Origin of the sequence: Leadbetterella byssophila DSM 17132 (assembly GCF_000166395.1) — a bacterium.
Classification (GTDB): Bacteria; Bacteroidota; Bacteroidia; order Cytophagales; family Spirosomataceae; genus Leadbetterella; species Leadbetterella byssophila.
In genome coordinates, this window is record NC_014655.1 from 579,157 (window position 1) to 604,494 (window position 25,338).

General features: G+C 40.1%; 22 protein-coding genes and 1 tRNA gene. 5 read left to right on the top strand and 18 right to left on the bottom strand.

The genetic code is table 11. The features are described from left to right. Nucleotides 1-757 precede the first annotated feature (757 nt). The 12 genes from LBYS_RS02680 to LBYS_RS02735 form a co-directional block, all read right to left on the bottom strand. The gene (locus tag LBYS_RS02680) at nucleotides 758-3,031 is read right to left on the bottom strand and encodes a multicopper oxidase family protein (RefSeq protein WP_013407361.1); all 2,274 of its coding nucleotides are present in this window, start codon (nucleotides 3,029-3,031) and stop codon (nucleotides 758-760) included. A 13-nt stretch (nucleotides 3,032-3,044) separates the two neighbouring features. Then, entirely contained in the window at nucleotides 3,045-3,500 is a 456-nt protein-coding gene (locus LBYS_RS02685; protein WP_013407362.1) for a heme-binding domain-containing protein, read from the bottom strand. A 32-nt stretch (nucleotides 3,501-3,532) separates the two neighbouring features. Continuing rightward, the gene (locus tag LBYS_RS02690; RefSeq protein ID WP_013407363.1) at nucleotides 3,533-3,952 is read right to left on the bottom strand and encodes a hypothetical protein; all 420 of its coding nucleotides are present in this window, start codon (nucleotides 3,950-3,952) and stop codon (nucleotides 3,533-3,535) included. A 25-nt stretch (nucleotides 3,953-3,977) separates the two neighbouring features. After that, entirely contained in the window at nucleotides 3,978-4,310 is a 333-nt protein-coding gene (locus tag LBYS_RS19535; protein ID WP_229310449.1) for a DUF305 domain-containing protein, read from the bottom strand. Nucleotides 4,311-4,512: 202 nt separating this feature from the next. Beyond that, nucleotides 4,513-5,178 (bottom strand): DUF3347 domain-containing protein, encoded by a 666-nt coding sequence (locus tag LBYS_RS02700; protein ID WP_013407364.1) that lies wholly within the window; start codon nucleotides 5,176-5,178, stop codon nucleotides 4,513-4,515. Nucleotides 5,179-5,184: 6 nt separating this feature from the next. Beyond that, complete coding sequence (locus LBYS_RS02705; protein ID WP_013407365.1) at nucleotides 5,185-7,305, bottom strand: heavy metal translocating P-type ATPase; 2,121 nt, start codon at nucleotides 7,303-7,305, stop codon at nucleotides 5,185-5,187. An 18-nt stretch (nucleotides 7,306-7,323) separates the two neighbouring features. Next, nucleotides 7,324-7,569, bottom strand: coding sequence for a phosphoribosylpyrophosphate synthetase (locus tag LBYS_RS02710; RefSeq protein ID WP_228423053.1), 246 nt, complete (start codon nucleotides 7,567-7,569; stop codon nucleotides 7,324-7,326). A gap of 74 nt (nucleotides 7,570-7,643) precedes the next feature. After that, nucleotides 7,644-8,519, bottom strand: a complete 876-nt coding sequence (locus tag LBYS_RS02715) for a DUF3347 domain-containing protein (RefSeq protein WP_041823398.1) — start codon at nucleotides 8,517-8,519, stop codon at nucleotides 7,644-7,646. A gap of 712 nt (nucleotides 8,520-9,231) precedes the next feature. Next, entirely contained in the window at nucleotides 9,232-10,026 is a 795-nt protein-coding gene (locus LBYS_RS02725; protein WP_013407368.1) for a cation efflux transmembrane domain-containing protein, read from the bottom strand. A 3-nt stretch (nucleotides 10,027-10,029) separates the two neighbouring features. Next, nucleotides 10,030-12,201, bottom strand: a complete 2,172-nt coding sequence (locus LBYS_RS02730; RefSeq protein ID WP_013407369.1) for a TonB-dependent receptor — start codon at nucleotides 12,199-12,201, stop codon at nucleotides 10,030-10,032. Nucleotides 12,202-12,286: 85 nt separating this feature from the next. Then, nucleotides 12,287-12,598 (bottom strand): hypothetical protein, encoded by a 312-nt coding sequence (locus LBYS_RS18575; RefSeq protein WP_013407370.1) that lies wholly within the window; start codon nucleotides 12,596-12,598, stop codon nucleotides 12,287-12,289. Nucleotides 12,599-12,730: 132 nt separating this feature from the next. Further along, complete coding sequence (locus tag LBYS_RS02735) at nucleotides 12,731-13,435, bottom strand: TraM recognition domain-containing protein (RefSeq protein WP_445468614.1); 705 nt, start codon at nucleotides 13,433-13,435, stop codon at nucleotides 12,731-12,733. 1,232 nt (nucleotides 13,436-14,667) lie between these two features. Here LBYS_RS02735 and LBYS_RS02740 point away from each other — a divergent pair. Both LBYS_RS02740 and LBYS_RS02745 read left to right on the top strand, forming a co-directional pair. After that, complete coding sequence (locus LBYS_RS02740; RefSeq protein WP_041823400.1) at nucleotides 14,668-14,901, top strand: hypothetical protein; 234 nt, start codon at nucleotides 14,668-14,670, stop codon at nucleotides 14,899-14,901. A 32-nt stretch (nucleotides 14,902-14,933) separates the two neighbouring features. Then, nucleotides 14,934-16,400 (top strand): recombinase family protein, encoded by a 1,467-nt coding sequence (locus LBYS_RS02745; protein WP_013407372.1) that lies wholly within the window; start codon nucleotides 14,934-14,936, stop codon nucleotides 16,398-16,400. A gap of 359 nt (nucleotides 16,401-16,759) precedes the next feature. Here LBYS_RS02745 and LBYS_RS02755 read toward each other — a convergent pair. Next, a tRNA-Glu gene (locus tag LBYS_RS02755) sits at nucleotides 16,760-16,831 on the bottom strand. 198 nt (nucleotides 16,832-17,029) lie between these two features. Here LBYS_RS02755 and LBYS_RS02760 point away from each other — a divergent pair. Beyond that, a complete protein-coding gene (locus LBYS_RS02760; protein ID WP_013407374.1) occupies nucleotides 17,030-18,031 on the top strand; it encodes a glycosyltransferase family 2 protein in 1,002 nt (333 codons plus the stop codon). Here the strand turns inward: LBYS_RS02760 and hemL are convergent. From hemL to yidC, 3 genes are read right to left on the bottom strand one after another with little or no spacing between them, the layout of a single operon-like run. Next, on the bottom strand, nucleotides 18,008-19,300 hold the full coding sequence (hemL, locus tag LBYS_RS02765) for a glutamate-1-semialdehyde 2,1-aminomutase (RefSeq protein WP_013407375.1): 1,293 nt from the start codon (nucleotides 19,298-19,300) through the stop codon (nucleotides 18,008-18,010). The genes LBYS_RS02760 and hemL overlap by 24 nt on opposite strands. Continuing rightward, entirely contained in the window at nucleotides 19,297-20,922 is a 1,626-nt protein-coding gene (locus tag LBYS_RS02770) for an ABC transporter substrate-binding protein (RefSeq protein ID WP_013407376.1), read from the bottom strand. The genes hemL and LBYS_RS02770 overlap by 4 nt, the downstream gene beginning before the upstream one ends. A gap of 45 nt (nucleotides 20,923-20,967) precedes the next feature. Next, nucleotides 20,968-22,803: a membrane protein insertase YidC gene (gene yidC, locus LBYS_RS02775; protein ID WP_013407377.1), complete on the bottom strand. Its 1,836-nt coding sequence runs from the start codon at nucleotides 22,801-22,803 to the stop codon at nucleotides 20,968-20,970. A gap of 146 nt (nucleotides 22,804-22,949) precedes the next feature. Here yidC and LBYS_RS02780 point away from each other — a divergent pair, with 146 nt between their 5' ends. Both LBYS_RS02780 and rbp read left to right on the top strand, forming a co-directional pair. Beyond that, a complete protein-coding gene (locus tag LBYS_RS02780) occupies nucleotides 22,950-23,648 on the top strand; it encodes an AAA family ATPase (protein WP_013407378.1) in 699 nt (232 codons plus the stop codon). Nucleotides 23,649-23,834: 186 nt separating this feature from the next. Next, nucleotides 23,835-24,098 carry an RNA-binding regulator gene (gene rbp / locus LBYS_RS02785; RefSeq protein WP_013407379.1) on the top strand — a complete coding sequence of 88 codons (264 nt, stop codon included), beginning with the start codon at nucleotides 23,835-23,837 and terminating at the stop codon, nucleotides 24,096-24,098. A 49-nt stretch (nucleotides 24,099-24,147) separates the two neighbouring features. Here rbp and LBYS_RS02790 read toward each other — a convergent pair whose 3' ends face one another. Together LBYS_RS02790 and LBYS_RS02795 are read right to left on the bottom strand one after the other, a co-directional pair. After that, on the bottom strand, nucleotides 24,148-24,393 hold the full coding sequence (locus tag LBYS_RS02790; RefSeq protein WP_013407380.1) for an RNA recognition motif domain-containing protein: 246 nt from the start codon (nucleotides 24,391-24,393) through the stop codon (nucleotides 24,148-24,150). A 204-nt stretch (nucleotides 24,394-24,597) separates the two neighbouring features. Beyond that, the gene (locus LBYS_RS02795) at nucleotides 24,598-25,323 is read right to left on the bottom strand and encodes an RNA methyltransferase (protein WP_013407381.1); all 726 of its coding nucleotides are present in this window, start codon (nucleotides 25,321-25,323) and stop codon (nucleotides 24,598-24,600) included. Nucleotides 25,324-25,338: the final 15 nt, after the last annotated feature.

The window sequence follows — 25,338 nt, forward strand, 5'->3', positions numbered from 1 at the left end:
ATGTTTGCTCATAACTCGTTGAAAATGAAGGAGAAGGGGTTGTTGATTTACAAAAAAATAGGGGGAAATCGCAATGATTTCCCCCTAAGTGAGCCTACGGGGAGTTCTATCGAACACCTGGACAGAATTTTATTGTTTTTCGAGAGGCTGAAGTAGAATGCTGTAATTTAGTTTTGTCCTATTTTTTGGAGGGAGGGCATCGCAAACATTTCTTATGAAACACTGGTTAAATTACCACATAATAAAAAAATGTAACTTTATTGAATTTTATAACATTCCTTAATTTAATTGGAACAACTTTAAAATCAGTCCTAAACAACCTATTATGAAAATTAATAGTATAAATTTTATACAAATTTCAATCAAAGTCGTTTTTCAGTACAAACTTCTTTAAGTCGGTAAGACTATGAATTATAAATTTTATTGCAGTTTCAATCTTCTGTACAGAGAAATTGGTTTCAATTTCTAATTCACTGATTTCATTTTCCAGCTTATTTAGTGTTTCATTGTAGAATTTATTCATCCGCCTATTTTTAATTACATACTATTAGTAATTACATAAGCTAATACACTTCATATTAGCTTATATGTAATTACTGCTTATAGAACTTCAATCCCTACCATGTTGACGATGGAACGAGAGGTAGTTGCATCCATTAATTGGGTTGTAATATGATGGAGGTCAATCCTTGCGAAATTATCCCTGCATCATTAATTTCATTTATTTTTTACATTTTAAAACCTTAGTAAATCAATTTTAATAAGTCAATGCCAGTCCCACGCCGAAGCCCATATCACTATCATAGTGGGTGCGAATACCAATATTTTTATTGATGATGTATCTGAGTTCACCCATATATTCTAAATCAGTATTTACCATAAAGCCCCCCCTTAACCTTTTTGAAATAGGAATATCTTCACGCATTAACTGTAATCTGACAATTCCGTCATGGTACACTTCTGCCTGAAAATTGACCAACATAGGTAAGGTGTACATAAACCCTACACTAAAGGCTCTTCGGGTATCTTTCTTGTTGATTTGTCCAAAGATGTTTTTTTCATGCTCATCTTCTCCCATTTTACGGTATCGCCAATCAAACCCTACAAACGGCATGAACCATTGCATCTTACCAATATATCTTCCCAAATGGGTTTCTACTTCATAACCATGCATACTATTATAACCTAAACGCCATTCAGTACCTAATTGATAACGTGCGTTCATCAGCATAGCTTCTCCATCATTACCATTGGTTGCAAAATCATTTTGTGCCATAAAATGAGGCATATTACTTTCTCTTTGCAATTCCTTATAGGCTTTTGCCTTGTCGGGTAAGTAAGGGTTTTTATAGTCTCCAACTTCAAACACCCTGTTCATTCCTGCCATCATATGATAAAGGATATGGCAATGGAAAAACCAATCACCCTCTTCGTTCGCCAAAAACTCAATAATATCGGTTTCCATTGGCATAATATCTAAAACATTTTTCAATGGAGATTTTTCTCCCTTTCCATTAATAACCCTAAAATCAAATCCGTGAAGATGCATTGGATGCCGCATCATTGAATTATTATATATGGTAATCCGCAGGACTTCGCCTTTTTTTACAGGAATTTTATCTGTTTCCGAAAGTATTTTATTATCCATGCTCCATACATAGCGGTTCATGTTGCCAGTAAGTGTAAATTTCAGCTCCTTTACGGGTGCATCTTTAGGAAGAGTAGTATTGTGTGGCGATTGTAACATTGCATAATTTAATGTTTTGATTTCTCCCAAAGCATTAGCGTTGTAACGGTTAGCGTCGTTATCCATATCCATACCCTCATGCTTACTGTGGTCTGCTTTTTTTGTTGCATCTCCGGTAATTTCGGGATACATCACTACATTCATGTCCATTTGGTTAAGGCTCATCTTCATGCCCATATCGTCCAAATCGCCATTCATTTTCATCATATCGTTCATCATCTTCATCCCCTCAAAATACTTCAATCGTGGGAGTGGAGAAATAAGCTGTTTGACCCCATCACCTATAAAGTAACTCGCAGATTGTGTCCTGTCTTCGGTTGTTGCTAAGAACTCGTAAGCCAAACCATCTTGAGGGATAGTCACTACAATATCGTAAGTTTCAGAAACGGCAATGATTAACCTGTCCACCTCTACAGGCTCAACATCATTCCCATCATTCGCTACTACTGTAATTTTACCTCCGGCGTAACGCAGCCAGAAATAGGAAGATGCACCGCCATTGGATATGCGAAGCCGTACTTTGTCCCCCGCCTTTAAGGTTTTGCCGTCAACCGTTTTTAGCTCCGGTGCATTGCTGCCATTGATAAGGATTTTATCATAATATACATCGCTCACATCCATTGCCAGCATCCGCTTCCACTCATTGGTTACTTTCACGCCAAATTTTCCCTCCTTAATAGCTTCAACATATGATTGTGTTGCGCCTTTCTTAATGGCCGCCCAATCATTTGCATTGTGTAGCATACGGTTGATATTATCGGGGTTAAGATTTGTCCACTCACTTAATATAATTGGAACGGTCGGCAAATCGTCAATTCCTTTTCTGAATGTCTTATCATCGCTTCTTTTCTTCATGATAAAACTTCCGTACATGCCAATCTGCTCCTGCAATCCTGAGTGGGAATGGTACCAGTGCGTACCATGCTGGATAATCGGAAAACGGTAGGTGTAGGTTGTGCCCGGTGCGATGGGTTTTTGTGTAAGCCAGGGCACACCGTCTTCTTTATTGGGCAGGAACACACCATGCCAGTGAAGTGATGTGCTTTCTTTCAATTGGTTGTGCACCACTATTTCGGCAGTGTCGCCCTCGGTAAAGGTAAGGGTGGGCATGGGGATTTGCCCGTTTACGGCAATTGCCCTTTTTTGCTTACCTGCATAGTTGACAAGCGTATCTTTTACATACAGCTCGTAATGCACCACTCTCTGTGCAAACAGCGTTTGCGTGCAAAGCAGTATCAGCACTGTTTGCAAAATTCTTATAGGTATTTTATTATATCTGTTCATGATTTGAAAAATTTTATTTAATGCTGTCTTCCATTGTGCTAAACCACGCTATCAAAACCTGCTTATCCTCCGGTGACAATACTGCATTGCGATGAATTAGTGTGTATGATGACAACGGCATTTCCCCGTCCTTAACCTGCCCGGCCATAGCCCTGAACTTGTTTCGCTGCCTGCGGACAGAATAGTCGCCAAATTCGCTAAAGTTGAGTTCCTCTTTCCCCTTTTTTATATGCTCTGCCATGTACCATGCGCCGGGCTGGATACGGCTGTACCACGGATAATGGGTATTGTTGCTATGGCAGTCATAACAGGACTGAACAAGGATAGCCTTTACATTTTGGGGTACGGCGTACACCCTTTCGATATGGGTGGCTGGCACTTCAACCGCCTGGTTCCGTAAGGGCTGAGAGAACTGTATGGCAATCAGGACGACAGCCAGCCCCAATATGATTTTCTTCTTTATGGTCATAATTATTTTATTGTGGCTTCATCTTTTTGTGTCTACTGTTTTTTCACATACTTGGCATAATTCTCCTTGTTTTCAAAATAAGAAACTTCACCGTTATTTCCTGTCACAGCAATCATCGCATTAGCTTTGTCTACCTGCTTATGGGAATAGGGGTCTATCGCCATCCGCACGGTGGCATCTTTTGGAATACGCTCTTTGCACATTTCGCAGCACCCGTAATATATTTTACCGTCAAATTTTACGTCAAACTGCTTTTTGCCCATATAGGCATCGTTGACCATGCAGACTTCATCCGATGGAACCAATTCGCCTATTTGGGTACTATGCCCGTGGCTTTCCGGAGTTGCCTGCGAATGATGCTGTGCCGCTTCATCCTTATTTGACCCTGCCTGCCCGCAAGCGGTGAATAGCAGGGCTAATAAGGAAATAAAGCCAATTATTATTTTGCTCATGTCGAAACTGTTTTTTGAAATTTTATTATTTACTTTCTTGAAACTCTTTTAGCTTGCGCTTCATCAGTTCAATTTCTTCCGCTTGGGTCTTAAGTATGTTTTTTTGCAGCTCTATCAGTTCCGGGTCGGTCAGGTGTGCCTTTTCGGACATCAATATGGCTGCTGCGTGATGGGGTATCATACCCTTTGCAAACTGCTTGTCGCCGACATTGATTTGTTCCCTGATACCAAACCATGAAAAGATGCCAACGGCAACCGAGATGATGGCTATCGCCCAATTCATCTTCCCGTTGGGGTACATCACTTTCATTATCGCTAATTCGATAAGCAGCATTGCCGAGGTCATCAGCAAGGTCATGTACATGTTATTGATATTGGGTATCAGGTTCTGCCACCGTCAATCATGGCGTACATGATAAAATACATCACTGCGAACATGGCGACAGCCATGACCGCAAAGCGTTTGTACATGCCCGAAGCATGTTTTGGATTGTGCGTGCCATGCTCCGAGGCATGACCCGCATGGTGACTGTTTTGCATATTTCCCATAACCCCGAAATTTATTTGCTGTTGATTGTTTTTTCCACCTTACCGCAGGTCAGCATTTTAGAGCCGTAGTAAGGGTTTTTGATTTCCTTGTTTTCGCTGAACCAAACAGCACCCTTACCGTCATTGAACATCGGGCAATGGTCTTGATACAATGTTTGAGATGTACCGAACAAATCAATCAGGTCTTTCAAATCTTCGCCAAGCGAGGCTAAATGTTCCCGCTGGTGGTGGATGTTGCCAACATTTTCCCCGATATGTTCTGCGTGTTCTTTAGCATCGTCCGCTATGTCCATGTACTTTTTGTGCTTATCGGCAGGAACGGCTTTCATGTCCACTTTATTCAGGGTAGCTAACAGCTTTTTCCCTGAACTGGCGGCAGCTTTGTCATCGTCCGAAACAAGAGCGTTCTTTAATGACAGATAATCGGTAACTATGGGCGCAATAGAAAAGTTTTTTGCTTCTTCTTTTCCTGTTGCCTTTGCTTCCTGACCGCTCGGTGTTTCGCTCACAGCGGGCGCAGATACCGTATCATCCTCTTTTGGTTGGGAAGCTGGCTGTTCTTGTGATACCACAGCAGTATCATTTGAAGACTGCTCGTTTTTGTTGGATGCCTGATTGCATGATACTGTTACAAATGCCATGATAACAGCAATGATTGATAATGTTAGATTTTTCATTTTTATTTATTTTTTGATTTTTAAAAAACTTGCGTTAATAGCTACTACAATGGTGCTTACACTCATCAGCACAGCACCCATAGCGGGACTTAGAATAAAATTCGGATAGAGTACGCCCGCTGCAAGCGGTATTGCCACTACGTTGTAGCCAACCGCCCATATCAGGTTCTGTACCATCTTTTTGTAGGTAAGTTTGCCGAAGTCAATCAGTTTGACCACATCCCTCGGGTCGCTGTCTACCAATATGATATCCGCTGTTTCGGCAGCCACGTCCGTACCGGAACCCACGGCAATGCCCACATCTGCCTGTGCCAGTGCAGGTGCATCATTTACACCATCACCAGTCATTGCTACGATTTCGCCTTTTGCCTGAAACTCCTTTACTTTTTCCTGCTTGTTGTGCGGAAGCACATTAGCCAAATACCCGTCCATACCCAATTTTCCGGCTACGGCAGCAGCAATCCTGTCGTTGTCCCCGGTGAGCAGAAAGGACTTGATGCCCATTTTTTTGAGTTCCTCAATCGCCTGTGCCGAACCCTCACGGATGCTGTCTGCCAAAGTAATGATGCCGATTACCCGGTCATCAATGAGGACAAAGTTGACCGTTTCGGCTTCCTGATTGATTTCGTTTGGTATTTCCGGCAGGGAAAGGTGGTTTTCGGTGAAATAATTCGGGCCGCCAGCTACGACATTTTTCCCGTTCACAACACCTTTAACGCCTATGCCCTGCATATAGCTAAAGTTTTCAGATTTCCATAAGGTAAGGCTCTTTTCTTTCAATGTAGCCATAATGCCTTTGGCGATATGGTGTTCCGAATTTTGCTGTACTGCGGCAGCATACTGGATAACCTCATCGTCATTATATTCATCCGTTAACGGTATAACCTTTTCTACGGCATGGGAACCTTTGGTGAGCGTTCCGGTCTTATCAAAAATGACGGTGGAAAGTTTGCGGGTGGTTTCAAATGCCGTACGGTTGCGGATGAGCAGACCATTGGTCGCCGAAAGCGTTGTGGAAATGGCGACCACCAACGGGATAGCCACGCCCAATGCGTGCGGGCAGGCCGTTACCATTACCGTCACCATTCTTTCAAGCGCAAAGGCAATATCTCCACTGCTTGCATACCAATAGACAAATGTGCCTATGCCCACGGCAATGGCAATAAAGGTGAGCCATTTGGCAACTTTGTCCGCAAGGTTCTGTGTATTGGACTTAGTAGCCTGTGCCTCCTGCACAAGATTGATGACCCGGTTCAGGTAGCTGTCTTTTCCCACGGCTGTTACCTTAACTTTCAGCGCACCATCTCCATTGATAGAGCCTGCGATGACCTTTCCGTCCTTTTCCTTTTTTACGGGAATACTTTCTCCGGTAAGCATACTCTCGTTGATATACGAAAGCCCCTCCAGTACCAATCCATCGGCTGGAATTTTTTCACCCGGTTTTATGATAGCCGTTTCACCACTTTGCAGGTCTTCGAGCTTTATCTTTACGGCTTCTCCGCCACGTTCCACGGTAACATCGTTGGGCAGCAAAGCCACCAATGACTGTAATGCCCGGGAAGCAGCCATCTGGGAACGCATTTCTAGCCAATGCCCTAAAAGCATGATGTCGATAAGGGTTGCCAGTTCCCAAAAGAAGTCCATACCCTGCAAGCCAAATACAACGGCTACGGAATAGACATAGGCTACGGATATGGCGATAGCAACAAGGGTCATCATCCCTATGGCTTTGGCTTTCACCTCGCCAATCATTCCCTTTAGGAACGGCAAGCCTCCATAGCAATAAATCACCGTACCCAATGCCAGCAGCACATATTTATCGCCATTGAAAGCAAGGGAGAAACCCAACCATTGCTGTATCATGTGCGACAGGAGCAGGATAGGGATTGTAATGACAAGGCTTATCCAAAAACGTGTGAGGAAATCGCCTGTATGATGTCCCTCATGTTTATTAAAGTTTTCATCAGCATGGCCATGTTGAGAATGCCCGGAATGCCCATGTTCTGATGTGTGTTCAAGAGAAACTGACGCATCGCCAACGGGAACCAATGCCATGCCACAGAGCGGGCATTTGCCCGGTTCGTCTTTTAGCACCTGTGGGTGCATAGGACAAGTATATTTTTTCATAACAAGGGGTTTTAAAAGTTATGTTGCACTTAATTTTTTTGCCATCTCATGGGTCATTTCTTCGGCATAAGTACCATAGGCATCAACAAGTACGCCTTTATTCTTACTATCATTAGACGATATGGCATAAATTACGGCATTGTTATCAGGACTGCTGTCGAGGCTTTCAAACCTATGAGTTTCCGTAACCGTAAAATCCTCCGGTTTTAGTTTCAGGCTCCTTGACGTACAGTACAGACAGTCCGGCAACAGACTAAAGTCCATACTGTACCCACGTTGTCTTAGGTCTTTAAGCGCCTGCACCATGTCATTGTACTGTACCATAGCTTTCAGACCTGTTATTTAATGGTTTCGACCGTACTTCCGCAGGTGAGCATCTGTGAGCCGTAATATGGATTTATAACCGCATTCTCTTTACTTAGCCAATTGGCTCCCTTACCTCCGTTGTACATAGGGCAGTGCTGGTAATAAATGGGGGTGTCCTGTTTAGAAACTTTGGCAAGTGTGTAGATGCTTTCCGAAAGTGCCGCAAAAGCACTTCTTTGTTTTGCAACATCTTTTGATTTTGAAATGCTTTCCGCATTGGCCGTCAAGTCCTGCATCACTTTCATCCAAGCCGTATGTTCCTCTGCCGATAGCTTATTCATATCGACTGCTTTAAGGGATGCGGCCAATTCAGCGGCATTGGCAGATGCGGTCGCCGCATCGGTTTTTATCAAAGCGTCTTTCACTGAAAAGTAGTTGTCAAATACAGCTTTTAGCTGTGATTGGTTTTGAGCTGCATCTTTATTAGCTGCCATTTGGCTATGGTCGTGATTGCCTTGTCCGGCATTCATGTCCATGCCAGCCTCTTTGTTTTTGGCAACCGTCTTCACGGGTCTATCATACTGGCAGCAACCAGCCAGTTTAGCATATACGTCATCCGGCGCACGGAACTTCTCACTGTCATAACCAGCCAAAGCAATACGTTTCAGGATTTCATCCTGATTTGTTTTGTCGCCGTCATAGGTGAGCGTAGCCATCTTGGTATCTTTGTTCCAGTCCACGCTGGCTACCTTTTTTACGTTACCTGCTTTTTCGATGGTGGTTTTGCACATACCACAATTGCCGTAAATCTTTACGGTTTCTGTTTTCGCATTCTTGATTTGTGCGAAGCCGTTTATTGATGATAGTAACACGGCGATTACCATCACTATTTTTGATAATGATTTCATAATAATTACATTTTGAGAAACGGGGGATTGATAAACCCGTTTCTGTTTTAAATTTTAAGTAAATGATACAAATAGGGGATTTGCAAAAGCCGGAACAGCTTCTGACAGGACACACCTATGGCTATCAGGCCATAGTTTTAGCTTATTTTAGGCGGTAGCCAAATGGAGAAAAAGCCCGAAGAATAGTAGGCTTCTTTGAAACCGAATTTTTGCTTTTTAGCTGCTGCTAAGTGATTTTTTGCCTTTAATTCGATTAGGGTTGGGACATTTAGGGAAGTGGTTGAAGCACCGCACCTGCAAGAGCTGTCTGAACAGCCGCCCCCGCATTTGTCACTTTTACATTTTTTACAGGATTTGCCCTTGCAACCTTTTTTATGTTCTGATTTTTTGGATTTCTCCTTTGAGCAGGAAGACTGCTCGGTCTTTGTTGAATTTTTGGAACAGGCATAGCTCTGACTTGGCATCATAAAGAAAACCAAACAGAACAATGTCAAAATGCCTATATGTATTCTATGATTTTTCAACGCAACAAAGTTACAAATTAGATTGGTTTTTTATGTGAATTTTAAGATTTTTTTGCTTATCTGAGCAAAACCACCTATCCACTTTTCCAGGATTTACAAAATACCCTTTTTCGCCAACCACAATAAAAAATTGGCCGGAAAAAGGGCATTTCTAAAACAGCTTGCTTATCACTTGAAAATATAACGACTTATTCTACTAACTTCAATATCCTATATGCCCCTCTTGCCACAATTACAAATACAATTGCTCCGATAATCAAATCGGGGTAGCTTGAATTAAGCCAATGAACCAAGAGACCTGCAACGATAACGCCCGAATTGATAATGACATCGTTCGATGTGAAAATCATACTTGCCTGCATGTGGGCTTCCTTACTTTTGTTCTTTTGTAACAGGTAAAGACAAAGCACATTTGCCATTAGTGCCAAAACTGAAACGATAATCATCGTTTGAAAATCGGGCATCTTTTCAAAACCTAAAAAACGTCTTATTACTTCCACAAAACCGATAACAGCCAACAAGATTTGGAAGTACCCTGCAAATTTGGCTATGTTGTTTTTTCTTGCGACCGTACCCCCTACAGCAAACAGAGCCAAAGCGTAGACGATACTATCGGCAAGCATATCCAAGCTATCCGCTACCAATCCCATTGAGTTGGAAAAAATACCGAACAACATTTCCACTCCAAAGAAAACGAAGTTGATAACCAGTACCGTCCAAAGTAGCCTCCGTTGTCTATTGCTTGTATCCGTTTCAATAACTCCGTCAGTTTCTTCGGTTGAAATCAACGTTGTATTTAGGTTCAAAGTTTCCAAAGCCGATAAAATCGGCTCGGGGTTTCCACTATGATAAACATTCAATTCCCTATTGGGAATATCAAATTCCAATGACTTTACCGTATCAAAATCCTGCAATTTCATACGGATTAATTGCTCCTCACTGGGGCAATCCATTTTGGTAATATTGAATATGGTTTTGTTCATATTTTAAAGTTTAAATTTTATTCCACCATTAATTACAAATCCGTCCAACGGTGCATAGATGTCTCTAAAAACAGGGTTGGTTATTGTGCCTGTATAGATGTTGTCAAAACGTGTCTGCCTTGTATCAAGGAAGTTTTCAAAGTTGATATACAAAGAGAACCGTTCCCAAATCTTTTCAGCCATAAAGCCACACATCCAATAGTCCTTTCCAGTTGTACCGTCATTCAACTTTTGAGGGCTGAAATAATAGGCTTCCAAACCAATCTTCCATTTATCCTCTATTTCGTACATCAGTACGGAATTAACACGGTGTTTTGGGGTCAATGGATTTTCGGTACTTGTTCCGTTTTCCAGCAATCGGGTATCGGTAAATGTGTAGCCCAAAAATAGTTTCAAATCATCATAGCCGATTTTCACATTGGTTTCTGTTCCCTTGGTATGGATGTAACCCGATGAATTGATAAACTGATAAGTATTTGTTGCCATATTTTGAAGCAACAATGGATTGTCTAAATAGGTGTAAAAGAATAAATGGTTGATGCTGAACGTCCAGTCATCGCCCATATTCGTGCGGTAATTGAAGTCTGCATTTGCACCGTAGCTCTTTTCTAATTTATTGGTATTATCATAAATAGGCATAACGTTTTGATATTGTATGCGTTCGCTTTCTTCGGTAAAAATGGTTGGTGTTTTATACCCAAATCCACCCCCGATGCGTGAAGTCAATCCGTTTGCAATATGGAACAATGCCGATACTCTTGGTAGAAAAACAGCCCCGTAATCCACCACGTAATCTGTTCTTAAACCTGTTTCCAATTGAAACCAGTCCGTAGCCCTAAAAGAATTTTGAACGAAAGCCCCGAATGTCGTTTGATTGTAATCCCTTAACGGAAATGAGGTAATTTGTTTTTCTTTGAAGTTATCCGTCCAAATATTAACACCTGTTATCCATTCAGACTTTTCTTTGCTGTGGGTATAGCTCGCTTCCGTAAAAGTGGCTGTTTGCGTTCCCTCGAACTCGTAATTGGGAATAGCTGTATTACGGTTAAAATAACTTACGCTGTTTTTGACTTGGACAAAACTGTTTTCATTTACTGTATGGTCAAAAACAAATTGCGTGGAATAACGCTGTGTTTTGTTTTCCTCGAAAAACTGGTGTGTGTTGTCCGCTTTGCCCTTTATATAAAGCATGTCGCCACCCAAACGGTTTTCAATGGTGGCGTTGATGCCAAAGTTCATTTTAGTTTTATCATTGAAGTAAACAAATAACTTGGGGTTCAATACATACCTTTCAAATTGGGGAATGGCAGAAAGTCCGATTTGTGCAGGGTCGTAAGCTACGTTTCGGTTGTGCGAAGCGAATATTGTTGTTCCGATTTTATTAAACTTTTGTCCGTAAAAACCGTTGATGTCCAATCCTCTGCCCGATGTTCCGTTTAAATGAAAACGCAAATCCCTTTCTTCCGTTGGTGTCTTGGAAATTAAGTTTACCAAGCCTGCTATTGCTCCACCACCGTACAGCGTAGATGTTGAACCCTTAATAACTTCAACCTGCTTTAAGTCAAGCGGTGGAATTTGCAACAAACCTAACCCACTTGAAGCACCGGAATAAATCGGGAAACCGTCTTTTAAAATTTGCGTATATCGCCCGTCAAGTCCTTGAATACGAATACTTGCATTGGCACTTGTGGGTGAGGTAGTTTGGACATGAATACCTGTACTCTCGCTCAAAAGCATACGAATATCCCCTGCTTTCATATTTCCTTTTTCGTCCAATTCTTCACCTCCGATAAATTCAATACGGGTAGGAATATTTTGTATGCTTCTCGTGCTTCTGGTAGAGGATATGACAATTTCGTCTAACTCCTCTGAACTTTCTTTGAGTAGGATTTCAATAACACTGGTGTCCTTTAATGGAAATTCTAATGTATCAATACGTTCATTGAAGCCTATATAATTAAAATGTATTTCCTGTAATCCATTAGGAATATTGAATAATGTAATTTGTCCGTTCTCGTTAGATGTTGCTCCAATTGAAGTGCCTTTTATAGATGCCGTTACGCCAATTAAAGGTTCTTTCGTTCCACTGCTTTTTACGACAGCGGTTAATGTATTTTGTGCATATACACAAAGGTTTAGTGCCATGAAAAATGACACAATGAGTATTTTTTTCATTGTAAAAATGATGCTTAATGTGAAGAAATAAACAATTACGATGCAAAGCATCGTTACTAACTAACTTGTGCCGAAGCACTATACATTAAGCGATTTGTGGTGGATGCCAAATAGAATAGGGGAAGTCAGAAATAGGTGACGTAGTTATTACTCCTAATTTCTTTTCAGGTAATTGGAAAGAGTTAGCAATTGAAAAATAAAATGACGTTATTACAAACCCCGTACAGGTATTACATTTAGAAAAAGGGGAGCACCAATCCATCCCGCAATCATCGTTGTCTTGTTCTTGACTGTCTGTTGTTTGTTGTGCGAGGTCAAGGCATTTATCTTCCATAAAGCAAGGTGCTGTTGATAACACCAACACCATTAAAGCTAATATGAATGATAAATATTTCATTATGTAAAGATACTGAAAAAATTATTTTAAAGTTCATCTTCGTTTTACATCTTCACGTTTTGACACTCATGTTTTTTCCATCTGTAATACTTTTCTTCGGGCATACTATCTTTCTATCAATATTAGCGTTGTTTAATCGTTACTAACCAAGTGCTGTAAATCGGGGTCGTTCTTAATCCGCTCCATTTCGTTTTCAACAATATGCAGAATATCTGATTTTATCTGACGGTAATTGTTCTCAATATCTCGTTTCATATTGTCCACTCCGTTTTCGTCTGTAAATGATAATATCTGCGGTATTTGCTGATAGACTTTGGTTTCGGCGGCTACCTTTTCATTATCGACCACGATTTCAGTGTGAAATATCTTTTGTTCGATACGTTCGTCAAAGTTATCCGATACTGAGCCCACAAACATACCCTGCGTTAAGGTTGAAATTTTGGAAGCCGGAATAAGGCTGTCTAATTGTGTCGAAATAGAAGTCGATTTATCGTTACGGTTTATGGTCATACTTTGGCGTTTCTGCAATACTTTACCAAAACGTTCCGATAAACTCTTTGCAGTTTCTCCAACAACCTGACCAGAAAAAATATTCCCAACGGTATTCTGAATAACCTTAGCTTCTTTGTCGCCATAATCGCGTATCAATTGAGAGTAATCCTGAAAGCCTAAACAAACGGCTACCTTATTACTTCTAGCAGTAGCTATCAAGTTGTCCAAACCTCGAAAGTAGATGGTGGGTAATTCATCTATAATAACCGAACTTTTGAGTTGTCCTTTCTTATTGATGAGTTTTACAATTCGAGAATTGTATAAGCCTAAAGCTGCGGAATAGATGTTCTTCTATTGCAGCCATTACCAAATATAGATTCTTACATTTCTGAGTTATTACAGAGTAGTCCTGCACTTTTAGATTTCTCTAAATGGGGAATTTACCTTCCTGAGAAATACAAAATTGCTCTCCTAAAAAGTAGATATTTTGATATTGAGCAGACAAGAGAGTTGTTAGGTAATCTCCGCCTGATTAATAATCAATAATACAAAATGTAGATAAAACGTACTTTTGACGTTTCTACAATTCCGACAGATTTAAATTCCGGCATTTCGATTCTGTAAAAGGAGTGTTTTGTTAGTAGTATCTTATTTGTTTATTGACCAAATGTTTGATAATGAGATAGAATAGTAGATTATGAAACGATTCACAGTATTCATAATTTTAGTATCTTGCAGTAGTATACTTTAATCAAGTCAGTATTTCTATTAAGATGAAATAAGCTAAAAGAATGTAGTTATTACACCATTATGAAACCAGATAGGATGTCTTCAGGCAGTTACTTGTATTATGATTTTTATTATGATTCTAGAAAATATTCGTGGAGCACAACTATTGGGTCTGAGGATGTAGGAATATTCCATACAATAGAAAGTGTGATGAGTGAAAAATATTGGATACAGGTGCACTGCACAGATTATAAAACACATAGGATTTTGTGAAAGATTCCTGTACCCGACACCTTAAAGCATATACCTCCAAAGGGCTGGAAGAAGATGCCATATGGTTTAAAAGAAGAATCAGTCTGGTTTAAACGGTGGAGAAAGTGACTTTGATTCTTTGGGGAGTAAGGCTGAACGGTATGGGCACTGTGAATGCTTTCCAGAACCGGTTTGAGTTGCAAGGGAAAGAAGTGACCTGAATAGGGTTAACTTTGGAGCGGTGGTGCATTATCCGAGGATAGGACGGTGAGACAGAAGTGACCCGATAGCAGAAAAGTATTATCCATATTCTACATTAGAGTATACGTTAAATAACCCAATTAATAGGATTGAACCGGACGGAAATGAAGTGTTTGATTGGATTAAAAATAAAGAGACCAATTAATACATCTGGGACAGTAATGTTACAAGTGCAGCTAATACTCCTGAAATTTTGAATATGTTGGGAATTCTGTCAGCGATGTTCAGAAGGACTATGAAAAGGTTAACCCTGTAGCTGCATTATTTTGCATGAAACCCAGTTTTGGGGAGAACCGAACATTTTTTCCCGGTGAGATAGCACAAAATACACATAATTGGGTGATAATTGGGAAAGTTCAAGTAATATTTTTGCTTCTGCAACTTATTCTTTAACTAATGCATTTTCTGTAACCATACAATCTTTAAATCCTTTTGATAACCAAATAACCAACCTTACAGGCGAAGACTTCGGAGGAGCTGGGAGGGTTACACCCTCTGAAGAAGTGCTGTTAGATGATTCTGTAACAGAATTTTTCAAGGTCACGAAAAATGTGATTAGGGCTGTATAGATGCTCATTAATCAAATCAGATTTTTATTAATATGAAAACAGCTTATTTATACATCCGTGTAAGCACAGATGAGCAAAAGAGAAGGGGATATTCTTTGCCAGAACAGGAGGATCGCCTTCTTAAGTATTGTGAGTTTAACAATATAGAAGTTAAAGGCATTTTTCGTGAAGACTATTCGGCTAAAACATTTAATAGACCTGAATGGAAAAAGCTAATAACAGTGATTAAAAGTAGATCATCGAAGGATGATAAGAGTATTCTATTTATTAAGTGGGATCGATTTAGCAGAAACATAGAAAATGCATACGAGATGATAGGTATGCTTCGAAAACACAAGACGACAGCGATGGCAATTGATCAGCCCATAGATTTTTCTGTACCGGAAAGTACAGTGATGCTTGCCGTTTATCTTTCAGTACCAGAAGCAGAAAACAGTAGAAGAGCAATGAATACTGCTAACGGTATTCGTAGAGCAAAACTAATGGGTAGGTATCCCGGAAAAGCTCCTTTAGGCTTCATTAATCTGACAACAGTAGACGGTAAAAAAGTTATAGTACCCAAACAGCCCGAGGCAGGTATTATTAAATGGGTATTTCATCAGCTTGCAAAGAATATTCATCGGGTCGAGGACGTACGCAGGATGGCCGATGACAAGGGCCTGAAATGTTCTCGTTCCTATTTCTTTAAACTTATACGCAATCCTGCCTATTGTGGTCTTATCCCAATAAAGCTCAGCTCTCGTGAGCAGCACATGGTCAAAGGAATTCATGACCCATTGATCGCTGAGACGTTGTTTTACGAAGTTCAACGCATCATCTTAACGAAAACAAAAACAGTTAGGAAAACGGACAATCTGAAAGCAACATTTTTTCTGACAGGATTTTTAACATGTCCACTTTGTGGCAGAAAAATGCTGGGAAGCTTTTCTCAAGGTTCAAGAAAAAAATACCCTTACTACCATTGTAGAGGAAAATGCAAAACAAGAATCAGTGCTTCACTCCTCAATGATAGCTACGAACAGGAGCTTCAGAAATTGGTTCTTTCAGATAAAGCAGTTGATCTATTCAATTGTGTTTTGGAAGACTGGAATACAAGTACACAAAAGACGGAGTACTTACAGGAAAGACGGCAGGTCGAAAAAAAACTCAAAGAACAAGAATTGTTCTTTTCCCAAGCTCGAAAGCTATTCGTATCATCTGTTCTAAACCTAGATGATTATAAGGAAATAAAAAAGGAATATCATATTAATTCCAAGGGCTTGAGAGGAGAGTTAGAGGATATAAATGTAAAACTAATGAGGATAGATAAACAGCGTCAACAGGTAGGTCAACCAATTGTAAATATACTTCACGGTTTTTCAGAGATGGATGCGACGGACAAAAAGCATCTTGTCGCGCTCATACCACCGATCAAGGTTGATTGTCATACGAAAGCGGTTAGCTTGGATATATGCAGAGCATTATCAAGGATACTTATACCTGTATACTCAAATATTTAAAGAAATGAGTTTTTTAGACAAAAAGGTTTCAACAAAGCGGGCAATTGATATCTTAGAAAAGAATGGCACCCAGGTAGATGAAGGTGATGCAGTCATTATATTAGATTTTCTTTATCTAATAGCGAAAAATTCTAACATGTTAGAGGTAGACCAAAATTCCCCAACCTTAAAGAGAAATCGAACATCAGGGAAAATCCTCTAGAGATATCCTAAGGCGTTTTTTTTGACCAATCTAGCTCAAGAGGGAAAGTTACTGACCTCAGAGATCGAACACCAGATAACCAAGCAATAACCGCCTGGTATATAGACACTTATGTTGAAAAAATAGGGAGACGACTGATAATCAGTGTCTCCCTAAGTGACCCTACGGGGAATCGAACCCCGGTTTCATCCGTGAAAGGGACGTGTCCTAACCGCTAGACGATAGGGCCGGCTGGTCCCATAAATCGAAAATTAGCGTGCTTAAACGGCCTCTTTTTGTTTATGTCACGACCTCGTTTCCGAAATCGTGGTGCAAAAGTAGAAGGCTTTTTCTTTACTTCCAAATACCCCATAAAAAAAAGTTTAATTATTTATCCACATTGCTAATTTTTGCATTTTTAGCCCTGATCCAATAGTATATTTGCTACATGCAAATCCTCTTTTCACTTATTGTTCCCGTTTACAACCGTCCTCAGGAGATTGACGAGCTTCTGGCTTCACTATGTGAGCAAACCGTTAAGCCCTTTGAGGTGGTCATCGTAGAGGACGGTTCGAACCTCAGATCAGAAGATGTGGTTAAAAGATACCAAGATAAACTTCAGATCACGTATTTCTATAAGTCCAATTCCGGGCCGGGAGATTCCCGTAATTTTGGAATGAAAAATGCGACAGGAAATTACTTTCTTATCCTGGATTCTGACTGTATTCTTCCTCCTGATTATTTGAAACAGGCACATGCCGCGTTAGAGAAAGATTATGTAGATTGTTTTGGTGGAGTGGATACCGCACTTGCTACTTTTACTCCTGTTCAGAAGGCAATAAACTTTGCAATGACTTCCGTTTTAACTACAGGTGGTGTACGAGGTGGTTCAGAAAAGCTAGGGAAATTTCAACCTCGTAGTTTCAATATGGGTTTATCCCGAAAAGCCTTTGATGCTTCGGGAGGTTTTGGGAGCATACATCCGGGAGAAGATCCGGATCTCAGTTTCAGGCTTTGGAAATTAGGATTTGAAACCCGCTTATTCTCTCAGGTTTCCGTTTATCATAAGAGAAGAATCGACTGGGACAAGTTTTATACCCAGGTCAATAAATTTGGAAAGGTGAGACCCATTCTAAATCTTTGGCACCCGGAGTATAAGAAACTAACCTACTGGTTTCCTTCATTGTTTCTGATAGGCGGTATAGGGAGCTTTATCTGTGCCTTGGTGGGTTATCCTGTATTTCTCTTGGCTTATCTCCTATATTTCTTTGTGTGCTTTGTAATGGCTTCTTTAGAATATAAGAGTATGAGTATAGGTGGAATGGCTTGTAGGGCTGTCTTTACCCAATTTTTGGGGTACGGAAGTGGATTTCTTTTGTCCTTTTTGAAATTAAAGAAGGAAAGCCCGGAAAAGGCTTTCCCTGAATTATTCTTCAACAAGAGAAGTTAAACTGTAATGGCTTGCTCTCAAAATCTTGTTCGCTATTCGCTTATCAATTTTCGTAGATAAGAATAAGGATTCGAATTGAGAAGGAGCAAGGTAAACTCCTCTGTTTAGCATCTGATGAAAGTACTTACTAAAGGCGGGTATGTCAGCAGTCTTTGCTGTTTTGAAGTCTACCACATGTTCAGAGGTAAAGAATAAGCTATACATGGAGCCTATCTGATTTACGGTATAGTTTAGTCCTAATTCCTTCACAGATTTTCGTAAACCCTCTGCTATGAAAGCGCCCGTTTCATCCAACTGCGCATAGATTTCCGGATGTTTTTTCAGGTGCTTAAGCATGGCCATACCTGCAGACATGGCTATAGGGTTTCCGGATAATGTTCCTGCCTGGTACATGGGACCGGAAGGAGCTACCATTTGCATGATTTCCTTCTTTCCTCCATATGCGCCTACCGGCATTCCTCCACCAATGATTTTGCCCATTGTTGTTAAGTCCGGGGTGATGCCAAATCTTTCTTGGGCTCCGCCTAATGCTAAACGAAATCCTGTCATTACTTCATCAAAGATGAAGACTACACCTTCTTTTGTGCATAAATCTCTCAAGCCCTGGAGGTAGCCTTCTTTCGGTAGCACACATCCCATATTACCCACTACAGGTTCAATGATCAAGGCGGCTACTTCTCCTTTATGGGTTTCCAATAATCTTTTAACTGCATCTAAATCATTATATGGAGCAGTTAAAGTATCCCCCAAGGTGGATGGCGTGATTCCAGGACTATCAGGGACACCAAGGCTCAAAGCGCCACTGCCGGCAGATATCAAGAATGCATCTCCATGACCGTGATAGCAACCCTCAAATTTGATGATCTTGTTTTTACCTGTGTAGGCTCTAGCTAAGCGTATGGCAGACATGGTGGCTTCTGTACCGGAGTTCACCATTCTAACCATTTCCACAGAGGGAACCAAATCGCATATCAATTTGGCCATCTCCACTTCCTTCACCGTAGGTGCACCAAAGGAAAAGGAGGATTTGATGGCCTTTCTAACGGCGTTTTCCACCGGTTCAAAGGCATGGCCTAGGATCATAGGCCCCCATGATCCAATAAGATCTATGTATTTAGTATTGTCCTCATCTGTTAGATAGGCCCCTTTCGCTCTTTTTATAAATCGGGGAGTACCACCCACGGATTTAAATGCCCTAACTGGAGAATTTACGCCACCTGGTATGTAGTTTACGGCTTCTTGGAAAGCTTTTTCGGATTTCTTAATCATCTGTATACTTCTTCAAAATTTTGGTCCCTGAATTTGACTATGGGGACGATATCGTTTTGTTTTACTTTCTTACTAAAATCATATCCTCCTAAAAGGAAATCATCTATATATTCCCCTCTATTCACTTCTCTATCAAAACTGCTCTTGCCTTTCTTAAGTCTATTCCCGAAATAGTACACAATATCATATCCTAAATAACTATAATAGGAAGGAAGGGCAAAATGTTTATCGAAGTAAGCCTTTTCAAATTCTTGAACTACTTCTCTATTTCTATTCACAAATTCCGGATAAATCAATGCAACCTTTTCCGTCAATACGCTGGTATTTATCCGGTCCCAACTCAGTGAGCTTGCAGTCATGATGATCTCACATTCCACCTGATTCATGGCTGCGTTTTGTAGGAATTTCACGCCCAGATTATTATCAGCCGCTAAGAAGAGATGCCCTTTTTGAGGCTTTAATTTTTGGGTGGTAAATCTTTTAAATTCTAAGACGGTATATCCTCTTTTTTTTGCTTCTCCTGCATATATGGAAGCAAATAGCGAATCTTTTCTGGAGTCTCCGTAATAAATACTGACTGTTTTGGCCCATCCTTCTTTTGCCGCAAAATCTAAAGCTTTATTTGCCTGCTGTGCATGAGAAGGCTGTACCAGGAAGGCGTTCTTATGGTCTTTGATCAGGTCTAGGTTATTCGAGGTAGGATGCACCTGTATCAGATTTTTATCCATAATATGTTTTTGAGCCAAACTATTGGGGGCGGCATAGAGTGGCCCTACAAACAATTGAATCTCTTCAAATCCCGGCTTTTTCTCGGCTAATTTATAGGCATTGGCATCATTTTTAATATCAAACGGATGCAAGTAAAGGGCAGTACCTTCATTTCCTAATTTTTCTTGGGCCATTTGCATACCTGCATATAGATCATATATGTACCTATAAGCAGGTAGGGTAGGGTCTGAGGCTTGGAGTTCAAAAGGAAGTAATAAACCAAAATGAAGGCCCTCAGCTTTCCCTTTTGTAGTAGTTTTAGGTTTCTCCTCTTCAGATAATTTGAACCTGTTCGTCAGCATGTCAGACATCTCCAGGTCAGCTTTTGTATTGTATCTGTTCGCTTGAATCTTATTTACTAATGCCTTTGCTATTGGTCGATAATTAGGATACTTAGCATAGAGTTGTTTCAAAGCAGCAATGGTTTTTACATTCTTCATGTGGTCTTCCATTACTTGCAATTTCAAGCCATTGTACTTTTCGTTCTCTATTTCATGCAGTGCTTTTAAACCCTCTTCATAGTAGCCGTCTGCCAGGTTATTTTGAGCATATAAGATCCTGGCCTCATCTATTTTATCCCAGTTGGGATAGTAGGTGAGCAGATTTCGGTAAAGAATCTTTGCCTGATATTTATTCCCTTTTTTCTCTGCACTTTGGGCAGCATAAAGGAAGGCATAGGGAGCTACTTTATTGTCGTAGTTCTTGTTGGTTAAGTTGCTGAATTTAGCTGATGCACCTTCAAAATTGCCTTCTTTGAACAGTGCTACTCCTTCTTTGTACTGCGACAAATAGTCTATACTTTGAGCCCAAAGTAAGCCCGGAAGAAGTAAAAATGTTAGGAATGCTTTTTTCATTGCTTGTAAATAAATATGGACTGCATTTGCAGCCCAATTTACGAATTAATTTCTTTTCTTTTGTTGCTTCTTCAGTTCCTCGCTTTTCCTCTTCATTTCTTCCGAGGCCTGCATCTGCTTTTCTAAGAAGTCCGAGAATTTATTTTTCTTCTGAGGCTTACTGTGGTAGTTCCTCTTGTTATTCTCTAAAATAGATAAGATCTTTTCTTCGTTGACAAAGCGTTTCACGATTAGCTGCTGAGCTATAGTTACCAGGTTAGATACAAGGTAATAGAAGCTTAAGGCCGCTGGAAAACTATTTAATACAAACATAAACACTACCGGGAAGATATAGGAGATCTTCTTCATATCCACCGGTCCCGGTTGATCAGGAGTATTTTGATTATTGTAATAGGTAAAGGCCAAACTGGAGATGGTCATTAATACCACGAATAAACTGAGGTGGTTTCCTAAAATAGGCATATTGAAACCCCAGCTGATCAAATTATCATAGGTAGATAAGTCTTTTGCCCAAAGGAATTCTTTCTGGCGGAACATTACTAAGTTCGGGAACAAGAAGAAAACTGACATCAAGATAGGCATTTGAAGCAATAGAGGGATACATCCGCTCAATGGGTTCACGCCTACTTGCTGGTACAACTTCATGGTCTCCTGTTGTAATTTCACAGGATCATCCCCAACCTTTTCTTTAATGGCGTTGATCTCCGGAGCCAAAACTCTCATTTTAGCTGAACTCATGTAGGATTTGTAGATCAAAGGAGTTAGTACTAATTTGATGATCAATACTACAACTATGATCAATAAGCCATAGTTAGATACGAAGGATTCTACCCAGGTAAATAAAGGAACAAAGATGTAACGGTTAATAGGCTTTACTATATCATAACCTAAGTATAGGTTCTTCTGGAAATCATAACCTACTGCTTTCAGTTCTTTTAATTCATTTGGCCCAAAGTAGTACTTGAATGAAGTTTTGTTTCCAATGAAATCTGCATAAGCTATCTCCGCTGTAGCCGTTCCTATCTTCACCACGCTTTCATCTGCCGTGGGAGTTTCCATGTTGAATTTAGCCTTTTGGAAGAAAGAGTTCTCGAATACTATACCAGAGGTGAAGTATTTCTGGTGGAAGCTAAACCATTTTACAGGAAGTTCCGCTTCTTCATTTGCATTTGAGGTGCTATTTCCTCCTAAGTCTTCAAAGTTTTCTTCTTTGTCAAAATAATTGATTTGAGAGCCTTTTCGGTTTTCATTCAAGTCATTTTCTAGTACTTGGAGGTGGTTTTCCCAATTCAGTACAATGGGAGCATTTCTTACCACTGCTTCTAATCCTTGGGTGCTGATTCCGTGCTGGATTTCGAATCCTTTATCATTTAAAGTGTAAGTTTTTTGCAAGGTTCCACCTTGGATTTGCGTGCTAAAAACCAGGGTCAAAGGTTGACCTTCAGCTACAGTAGCATTTACAGCATCTGTATGGAAGTTCACTTGGCTAAGTTTTAAAGCACCTGTTGCAGTAGGGATTTCAAAGTCCAAGTTGGATTTTGATCCGTCAAAGATCACCATTTCCGCCTTGTCTTTACCACCTATATAGTCTGCATAGGTTTTATAATCTTTTAAGGCAACTTGTTTGATGACCCCACCTCTGCTCGAGAAGGTTACTTTGATGTCTTTGTTTTCCACCACAATTTCCTTTTCAGGGGCAGCTGCAGTAGTACTGTCCAGTATAGGATTGACTGCCTTTGGGGCGGTTTTAGTAGTTGATGTAACCTCTGTTTTTTCAGGGGTAGTAGGGTTAGACGGCGTATAAAAAATTGAATATGCCGTAAACATTAGTACCATCAGTAAAAGCCCGATGATATAGTTCTTGTCTATTTTATTCTCCATTCAGGAATTGGTTAAAATTCGGCGCGAATTTCGTAAAAATTATTGATTTAACCGTGGAATTTTGGCATTATATGATTTATAAATTGGATTAGGATTTGAATTTTCATTTTCTTGTGCTTGTTGTCCCTTTAGGATGATACATACCAATGCATATTTCTGATCTTACCCTTACGGATACTCGTAATATAAGTTTAAAGGATATTTTCCTCAGTAATGATAACAGACTTGCGCTAGAGCAGGTTCTGAAAGAATTTCACTATAAGTCTAGACTGGAAGAATATGGCTTGCCGGTACAGCATAAGATTTTGCTTTATGGTCCTTCCGGTTGTGGCAAGACCATGACGGCAAGCGCCATAGCAAATGGATTAGGTAAAAAGCTATATATTCTTCATCTTTCAAATTTGGTTTCTTCCCGTATAGGAGAAACTGGTCAACACCTTAAATCTGTGTTCGATAAAGCCAATAGGGAGCAAGCCGTATTGTTTCTGGATGAATTTGACCACATCGGCAAGGCCCGAGGTGCGGACGACAAGGACGTGGGAGAAATGAGGAGATTGGTGAATAGTTTGATCCAACTGATAGACCAATGCTCCGCCTTATTAATAGCGGCAACGAATCATGTGGAGATCCTAGATCCCGCATTGATTCGGAGATTTCAGGCAAGAATGGGTTTTGAAATGCCTACTAAGGAGCAGTTGGATCATTATTATGACCAAATCGTATTTCGCTTCCCTAAAGGAGTACAGTTGATTGAAAGGGCATATGGTATCTCCTATGCAGAAGCTCAGGATTTGGCATTTAGACAGATCAAAAGTAAATTAATTTCTCAGTGGGAGTTGGATTAATCCTCTATTGTGTATCACTTCGAAAGGTAGATCGGCTTGTTACGAAAGTAAGTGTTTAAAAATTAGGAAATTAAAAATATTATTCGTACCTTTATAAAAGAGTATATCTTTTCTATTTTCTCCTGTTTATTCATCTGATCTTATTTCTGATCTGCTCCACATTTTTTTACTTTTTATTTTTTTATTATGAACATTTTTGTGGCAAAGTTGAGTTTTGATACTCAAGATGCAGGATTAAGAGAAGCTTTTGAAAACTTTGGTGAGGTTAAATCTGCTAAGGTGATTATGGACAATTATACAGGTAGATCCAAAGGGTTTGGTTTTGTAGAAATGAACGATCATGCAGAAGCTTCTAACGCTATTCGTAGCTTAAACGATTCAGAACTTGACGGCCGAACCATAGTGGTTAAGCAAGCCGAAGAAAGAGGACAAAGGTCTTCAAGATACTAAGATGAGTTCTATTTGAGCATAAAGCCGGACCTAACAAGGTCTGGCTTTTTTAGTCTAAAGGTGTGTACCACTCCTCTACAATAACATTTGTACCCTCTATTTCTAGATTTTGTAGATTCTGGATGGCTATTTCTCCTTCTTTTTTATTTTTCATCTTGACATAGGCATGTCCCTGTCCGTAGCCTAAGATATTGTAGGGTATGGAGATGTCTTCTACTTCGCCGTGAGGTCGGAATAATTTGAATAGATCGCAGTTTTTAATGGTTGTGGGAAGATTATGAATCAATATTTTCATAGTAAGTATTTACTGTGATACGACAAAAGTGTCTATAAGGATAAGGTATTACAGCGCATAATGGTTCATTTTAAGTGGGAAACATCCCACTTACCCTTCCGTTTCTGAGCTTGTCCAGTAGTTGAGATCTATCTTTTTGCAAGTAGCACGAATTTGAGCACACGCTAAGTTCTTCATGCGGGATGGGTTGAGTTAAGAACTGTTCTAAATCTCTCTAAACATATTGTCCAAGATAATCCCCGTAGCCATAGCTGCATTTAAGGATTCCGCTTTTCCTATCCTTGGAATATTGACTTTGTCTGTCAGTTGGCGCTCCGTTTCCGCTGAAATCCCATGTGATTCAGAACCTATGACTAATGCCATATTCTTCGGAAAGTCCCACTTGTGCACGTTTTGACCTTCCAGGTCAGCACCCAGAATAGGATGTGGATACTTCTCCATAAAAGAATGTATATCCAAATAATAAGGTTTTACTCGGGTGAATGAACCCATTGTTGAGCTGATCACCTTAGGATTATAGAATTCCACTGTATCTTCTGAGCAGATCAAGTGTTCTATTCCGTACCAGTCGGCTAGTCGGATAATGGTTCCCAAATTTCCTGGATCCCTCAATCCATCCAAAATTAGTATTCGGCCTTGAAAATTTTCGGGTACTTCAAATCGTTTTTGTTGAACCACAGCGATACCTGAGGCATTGGATTTGTAGGTAGATACGGACTCGATTTGCGTTACCGGAGCTACCATCAGGTTTTTATGGGTAGGTAATTTTTGAGCAAATTCTTCTGTTATATAGATCTGAATGATCTGGTAATCAGAATGTAGAAGTTCAGATATGCCTTTTTCACCCTCTACTAAGAACTGACCATATTCCGTACGGTATTTTTTATTATGTAGAGATTGGATGTATTTTTGTTGTTGTTTAGAGATCATATTAATTCCTATCGC

Coding starts and splice junctions, on each gene's coding strand:
- LBYS_RS02780 (WP_013407378.1), top strand. CDS start 22,950: ATGCATATTTCTGATCTTACCCTTACGGATACTCGTAATATAAGTTTA.
- LBYS_RS02715 (WP_041823398.1), bottom strand. CDS start 8,519: ATGAAATCATTATCAAAAATAGTGATGGTAATCGCCGTGTTACTATCA.
- LBYS_RS19535 (WP_229310449.1), bottom strand. CDS start 4,310: ATGACCTTGCTGATGACCTCGGCAATGCTGCTTATCGAATTAGCGATA.
- LBYS_RS02760 (WP_013407374.1), top strand. CDS start 17,030: ATGCAAATCCTCTTTTCACTTATTGTTCCCGTTTACAACCGTCCTCAG.
- LBYS_RS02745 (WP_013407372.1), top strand. CDS start 14,934: ATGAAAACAGCTTATTTATACATCCGTGTAAGCACAGATGAGCAAAAG.
- LBYS_RS02710 (WP_228423053.1), bottom strand. CDS start 7,569: ATGGACTTTAGTCTGTTGCCGGACTGTCTGTACTGTACGTCAAGGAGC.
- LBYS_RS02730 (WP_013407369.1), bottom strand. CDS start 12,201: ATGAAAAAAATACTCATTGTGTCATTTTTCATGGCACTAAACCTTTGT.
- LBYS_RS02690 (WP_013407363.1), bottom strand. CDS start 3,952: ATGAGCAAAATAATAATTGGCTTTATTTCCTTATTAGCCCTGCTATTC.
- LBYS_RS02795 (WP_013407381.1), bottom strand. CDS start 25,323: ATGATCTCTAAACAACAACAAAAATACATCCAATCTCTACATAATAAA.
- LBYS_RS02700 (WP_013407364.1), bottom strand. CDS start 5,178: ATGAAAAATCTAACATTATCAATCATTGCTGTTATCATGGCATTTGTA.
- LBYS_RS18575 (WP_013407370.1), bottom strand. CDS start 12,598: ATGAAATATTTATCATTCATATTAGCTTTAATGGTGTTGGTGTTATCA.
- rbp (WP_013407379.1), top strand. CDS start 23,835: ATGAACATTTTTGTGGCAAAGTTGAGTTTTGATACTCAAGATGCAGGA.
- LBYS_RS02770 (WP_013407376.1), bottom strand. CDS start 20,922: ATGAAAAAAGCATTCCTAACATTTTTACTTCTTCCGGGCTTACTTTGG.
- LBYS_RS02680 (WP_013407361.1), bottom strand. CDS start 3,031: ATGAACAGATATAATAAAATACCTATAAGAATTTTGCAAACAGTGCTG.
- LBYS_RS02705 (WP_013407365.1), bottom strand. CDS start 7,305: ATGAAAAAATATACTTGTCCTATGCACCCACAGGTGCTAAAAGACGAA.
- LBYS_RS02685 (WP_013407362.1), bottom strand. CDS start 3,500: ATGACCATAAAGAAGAAAATCATATTGGGGCTGGCTGTCGTCCTGATT.
- yidC (WP_013407377.1), bottom strand. CDS start 22,803: ATGGAGAATAAAATAGACAAGAACTATATCATCGGGCTTTTACTGATG.
- LBYS_RS02790 (WP_013407380.1), bottom strand. CDS start 24,393: ATGAAAATATTGATTCATAATCTTCCCACAACCATTAAAAACTGCGAT.
- LBYS_RS02725 (WP_013407368.1), bottom strand. CDS start 10,026: ATGAACAAAACCATATTCAATATTACCAAAATGGATTGCCCCAGTGAG.
- hemL (WP_013407375.1), bottom strand. CDS start 19,300: ATGATTAAGAAATCCGAAAAAGCTTTCCAAGAAGCCGTAAACTACATA.